Annotated in this window: 9 protein-coding genes; 3 read left to right on the plus strand and 6 right to left on the minus strand. The window is 67.0% G+C overall.

Annotated elements, in window-relative coordinates; all coding sequences use genetic code 11:
* Window positions 1–55 precede the first annotated feature (55 nt).
* Genes GPA27_RS26975 through GPA27_RS26985 form a run of 3 tightly spaced genes read right to left on the minus strand, consistent with a single transcriptional unit; the run spans window position 56 to window position 1,720 of the window.
* Window positions 56–370 carry a virulence factor gene (locus GPA27_RS26975; RefSeq protein WP_169143506.1) on the minus strand — a complete coding sequence of 105 codons (315 nt, stop codon included), beginning with the start codon at window positions 368–370 and terminating at the stop codon, window positions 56–58.
* Window positions 358–990, minus strand: coding sequence for a DUF1638 domain-containing protein (locus GPA27_RS26980; RefSeq protein WP_169143507.1), 633 nt, complete (start codon window positions 988–990; stop codon window positions 358–360). The genes GPA27_RS26975 and GPA27_RS26980 overlap by 13 nt, the downstream gene beginning before the upstream one ends.
* A 28-nt stretch (window positions 991–1,018) precedes the next feature.
* On the minus strand, window positions 1,019–1,720 hold the full coding sequence (locus GPA27_RS26985) for a cobalamin B12-binding domain-containing protein (protein WP_169143508.1): 702 nt from the start codon (window positions 1,718–1,720) through the stop codon (window positions 1,019–1,021).
* Window positions 1,721–2,082: 362 nt separating this feature from the next.
* Between GPA27_RS26985 and purU the strand changes: the two genes are divergently transcribed.
* The 3 genes from purU to GPA27_RS27000 all read left to right on the plus strand — a co-directional run bounded on the left by purU (window position 2,083) and on the right by GPA27_RS27000 (window position 5,337).
* Entirely contained in the window at window positions 2,083–2,964 is an 882-nt protein-coding gene (gene purU / locus GPA27_RS26990; protein ID WP_169143509.1) for a formyltetrahydrofolate deformylase, read from the plus strand.
* A gap of 79 nt (window positions 2,965–3,043) precedes the next feature.
* On the plus strand, window positions 3,044–3,952 hold the full coding sequence (gene folD, locus GPA27_RS26995; protein WP_169143510.1) for a bifunctional methylenetetrahydrofolate dehydrogenase/methenyltetrahydrofolate cyclohydrolase FolD: 909 nt from the start codon (window positions 3,044–3,046) through the stop codon (window positions 3,950–3,952).
* Entirely contained in the window at window positions 3,949–5,337 is a 1,389-nt protein-coding gene (locus GPA27_RS27000; protein WP_169143511.1) for a bifunctional folylpolyglutamate synthase/dihydrofolate synthase, read from the plus strand. Before folD ends, GPA27_RS27000 begins: the two co-directional genes overlap by 4 nt.
* A gap of 43 nt (window positions 5,338–5,380) precedes the next feature.
* Here GPA27_RS27000 and betA read toward each other — a convergent pair whose 3' ends face one another.
* From betA to betI, 3 genes are all read right to left on the minus strand, one after another.
* Window positions 5,381–7,066 (minus strand): choline dehydrogenase, encoded by a 1,686-nt coding sequence (gene betA, locus GPA27_RS27005; RefSeq protein WP_169143512.1) that lies wholly within the window; start codon window positions 7,064–7,066, stop codon window positions 5,381–5,383.
* A 19-nt stretch (window positions 7,067–7,085) separates the two neighbouring features.
* Window positions 7,086–8,558, minus strand: a complete 1,473-nt coding sequence (gene betB, locus GPA27_RS27010) for a betaine-aldehyde dehydrogenase (RefSeq protein WP_169143513.1) — start codon at window positions 8,556–8,558, stop codon at window positions 7,086–7,088.
* Between the two features lie 230 nt (window positions 8,559–8,788).
* Entirely contained in the window at window positions 8,789–9,376 is a 588-nt protein-coding gene (gene betI, locus GPA27_RS27015) for a transcriptional regulator BetI (RefSeq protein WP_169143514.1), read from the minus strand.
* Between the last annotated feature and the right edge of the window lie 39 nt (window positions 9,377–9,415).

Here is a 9,415-nt window from a genome sequence, read left to right on the forward strand (position 1 = left end):
CTTGAAGGGGGAGGAACAAGGTGCTCGAGCAGATTTCATGTATCTGACTGCCCGGTTAATCATTCGCTGCGCCACCGGCAAGGCCCTTTGCCCGGACCAGGGCTTCCAGCGCCTCATCCGAATAGCAGGCCTCGATGCGGGCGGCTTCGGCGGCCGCTTCGGCCTCGAGGTCGCCGCCGCAGTCACGCGGCGGCTGGCGACGCCAGTCCTCGAGGTAAGCCTCGGAACTGCCCTTGCCGGCACGCATCGCCGCCCGGTCGATCGCGACCTGGAAGCGCTCGGACAGCTGCACCTTCGCGCTGTCCCGACCGTTCTTGACGATCACCTGCGCGGGAATGTCCCGCCACTGGACGACAATCATTTTTGCCATGAAGCTTGCTCCGTGACGGGTCCGCCTTCCGCGTCCCGGTGGAATCGGACAACGGCCCGCTCGAGATCGCCGTAGCCCGTGAATCGGTATTCGAACGCGAGGCCCAGGCGCGCGGCGGCTTGCCAGGCCTGCTCCTGCAGCTGCGCATCCTCGTGCTGGGCGAGGTAGACCAGGCGGCGGTAGTTGCCGAAATACTGCGACGCGAGTTCCGGGTGGCGCTCGATGCCCAGTTCGCGGATCACCAGGCGCTCGAAGTGACGCACCAGGAAGTCCGTCAGGTAGAAACTGCCCGGCTCGGCGTCGGCGAGCGCAGCGAAAGTGGGGCTGCCGGCGTAGAACTCGTAGCAGTGCGCCCCCGGCAGACGCTCGACGCCCTCTTCCTCGAGCACGCGGTCGAGCAGACCGCCAGTGCCGCAGTCGGCATACGCAACCAGAATCCGACCGAAGCGGGCCCGGGCGGCGCGGATCTTCTCGCGTACCGCATCCGGGATCTTTTCCGGGCGGTTGTGCAGATCCGCCGGCAGGCACTGCACCTGCACGTGCTGCCAGCCGTTCGCCGCGATCACCACGGTAAGTTCCCGCGCGAGCGCGCCGCAGGCGATGATCAGTGCGGGCGCCATGCCGGGACGCTCCTCGCTTCGTGCCCGGTCAGGCCGCGCGGCGTTGCTGGATCAGCGCCTTGGCCGTCTCGACCGCGACGCCGGCATCGCGACAATAGGCGTCGGCACCGACGGCCTTGCCGAAAGCGTCGTTCAACGGCGCCCCGCCGACCAGCACGATGAAGTCGTCGCGGATGCCCTTTTCCTTCATCGTGTCGATGACGACCTTCATGTAGGGCATCGTCGTGGTCAGCAGCGCCGACATGCCGAGGATGTCCGGCTTGTGCTTCTCGAGTTCCTCGATGTAGGTCTCGACCGGGATGTTGATGCCGATGTCGATGACCTCAAAGCCCGCTCCTTCCATCATCATCGCCACCAGGTTCTTGCCGATGTCGTGGATGTCGCCCTTCACGGTGCCGATGACGATCTTGCCGACCGTCTCCGCGCCCGTCGCTGAGAGCAGCGGACGGATGATTTCCATCCCGCCCTTCATCGCGTTCGCCGCCATCAGCACTTCCGGCACGAACAGGATGCCGTCGCGGAAATCCACGCCGACGATGCGCATGCCCTCGACCAAGGCGTCATCGAGCACGCGACTCGCGCTCCAGCCACGCCCGAGCAGGATGTTGGTGGCCTCGGCGATTTCGTCGCGCAGGCCGTTGTAGAGGTCGTCGTGCATCTGTTCGACGAGTTCGTCGTCCGGCAGTGCCGCGAGGTCGAAATCGTCACCGTCTTCAATCTGGTCCGCCATCTTCGTCTCCTGAATCACGGGCGTTGCGGGTTCGCCATTGCCGACCCGATGGCCTGAAGGTTAGGCGCGAGCTCCCGACGAGGCAGACGCATGAGCGACGCGAGCATGTCGATAAGCGACACGGGGAATCCGCCGCCGGCAGCGGAATTCCCGTTGATTTCTCAACTGTCGTGGGGCGACCGGAGCTTGTCGCAATCAGGCAAGCGACGAATACCCGCAAGACTAGATTCAGCAGCGGCGGACGGCCGAACGATGCCGACGCTACCGAAGCGGCCCCGAGGACTGTGGGCCGCTCCGGAACGAAGGGATTCGGGCTGAGGCTCGGGAATCTCAAAGAAAACGGCGGATCGAGGAGACACGCAATGTCGGTAATGACAGAAGGCAAGAACATCTACGTACTGAAGGCTAGCTGCAAGGGCGTGATCGGAACGGTCGCGCGCATTTCGACCTTCCTTGCCGAGCGCCGCTGCTACATCATGGAAATGCAGCAGTTCGACGACATCCTCACGGGGCGCTTCTTCGTGCGAACCGTCTTCTCGACGACGCCCGAGCGCACGCCGTCCTTCGAGGATCTCAAGCGTGCCTTTGGCGACGAACTGCCGCGCGCCGAGGAAGACTTCGACTGGGAAATGCATGACACCCTGGTGCGGCCCAAGGTGCTGCTGATGGTGTCGAAGTTCGACCACTGCCTGGACGATCTGCTCTACCGCCATCGCACCGGCGAACTGAAAATGGAAGTGCCGGCAATCGTGTCGAACCACCCCGACCTGAAGCCCCTCGCTGACTGGCACGGGATTCCCTTCCACCACCTGCCGGTGACCGCCGAAACCAAGGCCCAGCAGGAGGCACGCGTGATGGAGATCGTCGCCGAGACGGGCGCCGACCTCGTCGTGCTCGCACGCTACATGCAGGTGCTGTCCGAGGACCTGTGCCACAAGCTCTCCGGTCGGGCGATCAACATCCATCACTCCTTCCTGCCCGGCTTCAAGGGCGCCAAACCCTATCACCAGGCGCACGACCGCGGCGTGAAGCTGATCGGTGCGACCGCGCACTACGTGACGTCGGATCTCGACGAGGGGCCGATCATCGAACAGGCCGTCGAGCGCGTCGATCACTCCTATCGTCCGGAACACCTCGTCGCCGTCGGGCGTGACACCGAGTGCCTGGCGCTGGCCCGTGCGGTGCGCTACCACATCGAACACCGCGTCTTCCTCGCCGGCAACAAGACGGTGGTGTTCCGATGAGCGCCGCCGCACGGCCGCCCGAAGGCGGCGCTCGTCCTCCCCTGGGGAGGATGTCGCGTAGCGACAGGAGGGTACTCAAATGACCATGGCCGAAATCATCGACGGAAAGCGCTTCGCCGAGCACCTGCGGGCCGAGATCGGCCGCCACGTAGTGCGCCTGCGCGAACAACACCTCGTCACGCCAGGCCTGGCAGTCATCCTCGTCGGCGAGGATCCCGCGAGCCAGGTCTACGTCCGCAACAAGGCTCGTCAGGCGCGCGAGGCGACGATGGCCTCGTTCGAGTACCGGCTGCCGCACAGCGTGCCGCAGGAGAAGGTGCTGGAACTGATCGAGCGACTCAATGCGGACCCGGCGGTGCACGGCATCCTCGTGCAGTTGCCGCTGCCGCCGCAGGTCGATGCCGACCGCGTGATCAACGCGATCCGGCCGGACAAGGACATCGACGGCTTTCATCCGATCAATGCCGGCGCTCTCGCGACAGGGGGAGACGGCATGGTCCCGTGCACACCGCTCGGCTGCCTGATGCTGCTCAAGCATCGGCTGGGGGACATGTCCGGCTTGCGCGCGGTCGTTCTCGGGCGCTCCAACATCGTCGGCAAGCCCATGGCCTCGCTGCTCCTGCGGGAAAGCTGCACGGTGACGATAGCCCACTCGAAAACCCGCGATCTCGCGGAAGAGTGCCGCCGCGCAGACATCCTCGTCGCCGCGGTGGGCCGAGCGCGCATGGTCCACGGCGACTGGATCAAACCCGGCGCGACCGTAATCGACGTCGGCATCAACCGCATCGAAACGCCGGACGGAAAGGGTCGGCTCGTCGGCGATGTCGATTTCGACAGTGCGGCCGCAGTGGCCGGCGCCATCACGCCGGTACCGGGCGGCGTCGGCCCGATGACGATCGCGTGCCTGCTGCTCAACACGCTGGAAGCGGCCTGCAGGCAACACGGCCTGCCCGTACCCGCAGGGCTGATGGAGGCAGCCTGGGGATGAGCGCGCAGCCAGGCGCGGCGGCCCTCTCGGCCGAACCACTGCGCAGCGCCGGCGACGTGGTTCGGCTGTTCGAGGCGCTCGCGGCAGCCGAACCTTCCCGCCGCCGGCCACCGGATGCACTCGCCCTGCAGCCGGCCCGCGAGCTGCTCGCCCGCATTGGCAATCCCCAGCGGGCGTTGCGCTGCATCCACATCGCGGGATCGAAGGGCAAAGGCAGCACCGCCCTGCTCTGCGAGGCAATCCTCGGCGCAGCGGATCTGCGGGTCGGCACCTTCACTTCACCGCACCTGGAGCGTTGGACCGAACGCTACCGCGTCGGCGGACGGGAAGTCGGCGAAGCGGAATTCGTCGCCGCGGCCGAGCGCGTGCGCCCCCATCTTGCGGCCCTGCTCGGCGCCACGCATCCGCCCGGCTGCTTCGACTTCGCAACTGCGATCGCATTCTCGCTGTTCGCACACGCCGGGGTCGACGTGGCGGAGATCGAAGTGGGCCTCGGCGGACGGCTGGACCCCACCAACGTCGTGCACCCGCTCGTATCCTGCATCACCAGCATCGAACTGGAGCACACGGACCGCCTGGGAAACACCCTCGCGGCGATCGCCGGCGAGAAGGCCGGGATCATCAAGCCGTGGGTCCCTGTCGTGATCGGCGACCTGCCCCGCGAGGCCGTCGCCGTCGTCGAGGCGCAGGCGACACGCTGCGCCGCTCCGCTGCATCGCCTCGGCATCGAATTCGCCGCGGAGGTGACGCGGGCTTCAGCCGAAGGCATCGCGGTACACCTCGATTGCGGCCCCCTGGCGCTCGACCTCACAATGCCGGTGCTGGGCCCCCATCTCGCCGGCAACGCAGCGATGGCACTCGCATGCATCCGCCAGGCCGACCTGCTGCCCGTGGCGCAACTTGCGGACGCCGCCCGGCGCGGCCTCGCCCGGGCCGAGCTGCCCGGTCGCACGGAAATCCTCGGACGCAGCCCCTGGGTGGTCGCGGACGGGGCACACACCGAATCCTCCGCGCGCGCCCTGATGCGCTCCCTCGACGTGCTGGACTGCCGCGAGCGCCACATGGTCGTGTCGATTTCGTCCGGGAAGGACCTCGCAGCCCTGCTGCCCATCCTCGCCGCGAAGGCCAGCACCTTCGTCGCCACGAGGGCCGACCGTCAGCGATCCCTGGAACCCGGTGCGATCGCGGACTGGGTCAGGAACCACTTCCCGGGGATACCCGTGCGAGTCGTCGAAGACCCCGTCGAAGCGGTCACCACAACACTCGTGCACGTGCCATGCGATTCGCTGATGTGCGTCACGGGTTCCGTGTACGCAGCGGGTGCGGCGCGGGCCGCATTGGCGTTGCCGGCCGTCGAAAGACACGGGCCGGGAAACCTCTCCTGATACTCGGCGGCCCCGGGGAACCCTGGCCGCCGTACGCCGCGGCTCAGCTGCGCTCCGCGCGTCCGCGCACTGGCGCATCCCCGGCCACGTAGTAACGTGCGTTGCTGCGCGTCAGCGGCTTGCGGCCGCGGATGCGATCGGCGATCTTCTCGCCGATCATGATGGTGGTGGCGTTGAGGTTGCCGGTGATGATCTCCGGCATGATCGAGGCATCGACGACGCGCAGCCCATGCAGGCCGTGTACGCGGCCCTCACCGTCCACCACCGCCATGTTGTCCTCACCCATCTTGCACGAGCAGGAGGGATGGAAGGCGGTCTCCGCATGCGTGCGCACGAAAGCGTCGAGCTCGGCGTCGCTCTTGAGGTCGGCGCCAGGGCTTAGTTCGCGGCCTCGATAGGGATCGAGCGCCGGCTGGTTGATGATTTCGCGGGTGATGCGGATGGCGTCGCGGAACTCCTGCCAGTCCTGCTCCGTGCTCATGTAGTTGAACAGGATGTTCGGGTGCTGGCGCGGGTCCCTGGATTTCAAGTGAACACGCCCGCGGCTCGGGGAGCGCATCGAGCCGACATGCGCCTGGAAGCCGTGCTCGTTCACCGCATTGCTGCCGTTGTAATTGATCGCCACCGGCAGGAAGTGGAACTGGATGTTCGGCCACTCGAACGCCGGCCGGGTGCGGATGAAGCCGCCAGCCTCGAACTGGTTGCTGGCGCCGATGCCCGTGCCCTTGAACAGCCACTGCGCGCCGATCGCCGGCTGGTTCCACGTCTTGAGCGCCGGGTACAGCGTCACCGGCTCCTTGCAGGCGTACTGCAGGTACATCTCCAGGTGGTCCTGCAGGTTGGCGCCGACCCCCGGCAGATCGTGGACGACCGCGATGTCGAGGCTGCGCAACATGGCTGCGGGGCCGACCCCGGAGCGCTGCAGGATCTGCGGCGAGGCAATCGCGCCCGCACACAGCAGGACCTCACGCCGGGCGTGCACGGTGATCGGTTGGCTGCCGTCGCCCGACAGGTAGGCGACGCCCGTCGCGCACTTGCCGCTGAAGACGATGCGATCGGTGAGCGCGTGGGTAATGATCCTGAGGTTCGGCCGCTCGCGCGCCAGGTCGAGGTAGCCGCGCGCGGTGCTCGAGCGGCGCCCTTGCGGGGTCACGGTGCGGTCCATCGGGCCGAAGCCTTCCTGCTGGTAGCCGTTGAGGTCGTCGGTGCCGGGGAAGCCCGCCTGTACGCCGGCCTCGACCATGGCGTGAAAAAGCGGGTTGTTGCCCGGCTTCGGCGTGGTGACGCTGACCGGACCGTCGGCGCCGTGGTAGTCGTCGGCCCCGACGTCCCGCGACTCGGCCTTGCGGAAATAGGGCAGGCAGTCGAGATAGGTCCAGTCCTCCAGGCCCCTGGCCTTGGCCCAGTTGTCGAAATCCAGCGCGTTGCCGCGGATGTAGCACATGCCGTTGATCAGGGACGAGCCGCCCAGGCCCTTGCCCCGCCCGCACTCCATGCGCCGGTTGTTCATGTGCGGCTCGGGCTCGGTCTCGTACGCCCAGTTGTAGCGGCGACCCTGCAGCGGGTAGGCGAGCGCCGCCGGCATCTGGGTGCGGAAGTCCTGGCGGTAGTCGGGGCCGCCCGCCTCCAGCAGCAGCACGCTGACGTCGGCTTCCTCGGTCAGGCGAGCAGCGAGCACGTTGCCGGCGGAGCCGGCACCGATAATGATGTAGTCGTATTCTTTCTTCATTGTGATCGTCCTCGGGAAGTCAGAACGCCGAGTGGAACTCGCCCAGTTCGACCTGCACCGACTTCAGGCGCGTGTAATGCTCCAGCGTGGTGAGGCCATTCTCGCGACCGACGCCGGACTGCTTGTAGCCGCCCACCGGCATCTCGGCCGGCGATTCGCCCCAGGTGTTGATCCAGCAGATGCCCGCCTCCAGGCGATGGATGATCCGGTGCGCGCGGGTCACATCGCGGGTCACGACGCCGGCGGCGAGGCCGTAGTCGGTGTCGTTGGCGCGGCCGATGGCTTCCTCCTCGGTGTCATAGGCCAGGATGCTCATCACCGGGCCGAAGATCTCCTCGCGGACGATGGCCATGTCGTCGGTGCAGTCGGTGAACACCGTGGGGGCCACGTAGGCGCCGCGGCCATATTCGCCGGAGGTGACCCGTACGCCGCCGCACAGCAGGCGCGCGCCTTCGGCGCGGCCGTTCTCGATGTAGCCGAGCACCTTGTCCATATGGTTGAAGCTCACCAGCGGACCGAAGTTGGTGCTTTCGTGCATCGGATCGCCGACGCGGATGCGCTCCACCCGTGCCAGCACGCGCGCCTCGAATTCGGTCTGCAGGGCACGCGGCACGAACACCCGCGTGCCATTGGTGCACACCTGGCCCGAGCTGAAGAAATTGGCCATCACCGCGATGTCGGCGGCGCGGTCGAGGTCGGCGTCGTCGCACACGACCAGCGGCGACTTGCCACCGAGCTCCATGGTCACCTCCTTGAGCGTCGAGCCCGAGGCGGCGGCCATCACCTTCTTGCCCGTAACGGTGCCGCCGGTGAAGGAAATCTTGGCGATGCGCGGGTGTTCGGTCAGCCACTGGCCGACCTCGCGGCCGCTGCCGGTAAGCACGTTGAAGACGCCGTCTGGCAGGCCCGCCTCGGAGTAGATCTCGGCGAGTTTGAGGGCGGAGAGCGGCGTGACCTCGCTGGGCTTGAAGATCATCGCGTTACCCGCGGCCAGCGCCGGCGCGGACTTCCACAGGGCAATCTGGATCGGGTAGTTCCAGGCTCCGATGCCGACGACCACGCCGAGCGGTTCGCGGCGCGTGTAGACGAAGCTCGTCTCCCGCAGCGGGATCTGCGCGCCTTCGATGGCCGGGGCCAGGCCAGCGTAGTACTCCAGCACGTCCGCGCCAGTGGCGATGTCCACGCTGCGCGTCTCAGCCCGAGGCTTGCCCGTGTCCAAGGTCTCGAGCTCGGCCAGCTCATCGTTGCGCTGGCGCAGAATGGCCACCGCCTGGCGCAGGATGCGCGAACGCTGCATGGCAGTCATTGCTGCCCATGTCTTCTGCCCCGCGACGGCGCTTCTTACCGCGTGATCCACGTCAGCCTGGCTTGCGTGCTGCACGCGAGCCAAGACCTCGCCGTTGGCGGGGTTGACGGTGTCGAAGGTGGCACCGCTGGTGGCCGCCACATGGCGGCCGTCGATGTAGAGCTGCTGTTCGTTGAAACGGGGCATGGCGACTCCTCTGATCGGCAATCCGCGCCGTGCTTCGCTCCGCACGGGACGGGGGATATCGCGCCCAAGGTTACGTGCCGTTTATTGAACGGGCAGCCAAAAAAACGACCGGAGTGGTTCTGCGCGCGACTCCGACGGTCGCCAGCGGAATCGTGGCGACGGACGGGGCAAGGAGGGAGCCGTTGGGGTTTCGGTCCTGTCCGGCAGGAGGAGTCTTACTGAGGGTTTGCTCAAGCCTTGGCCAGTTGCAGATCGACGTACTCGTAGGCGATCAGCAGCGCCTGCTCGGTATCGAAGGCCTTGCCCGAAAGCGCGCCGCGCAGCCACAGGCCGTCGATCAATGCCGCGAGCCCGCGGGCAGCAGCGCGTGCCTCGACCGGTGGCAGCGCGCGGCGGAACTCGCCGCACAGGTTCGAGTAGAGGCGGCGGTCATTGATGCGCTGCAGGCGCTGCAGCAAGGGGTGGTGCATGCTGCTGGCCCAGAAGGCGAGCCAGGTCTTCATCGCTGCGCCGCTCACCTGGCTGGTGTCGAAGTTGCCTTCGATGATGGCCCGCAGATGGGCGCGCGGGGCCGGGTCGCACAGCGCCGCCCGGCGCGAGCGCACGCCCTCGCCCAGCGCCTGCATCAGGTGGCGCATGGTGGCCTCGATCAGCCCGTTCTTGTCCCGGAAGTAGTGGCTGATGATCCCGTTCGACACCCCTGCGAGGCGTGCGATGTAGGCGATGCTGGCGTCGCCCAGGCCGACCTCGTCGACTGCCTTGAGCGTTGCGTCGATCAGCTGCGAGCGGCGGATCGGCTGCATTCCGACCTTGGGCATGAATTCCTCTGACTTGGGGGGACGGGCTGTCTCTTATAA

The organism is Aromatoleum toluolicum (genome assembly GCF_012911005.2).
Classification (GTDB): Bacteria; Pseudomonadota; Gammaproteobacteria; order Burkholderiales; family Rhodocyclaceae; genus Aromatoleum; species Aromatoleum toluolicum.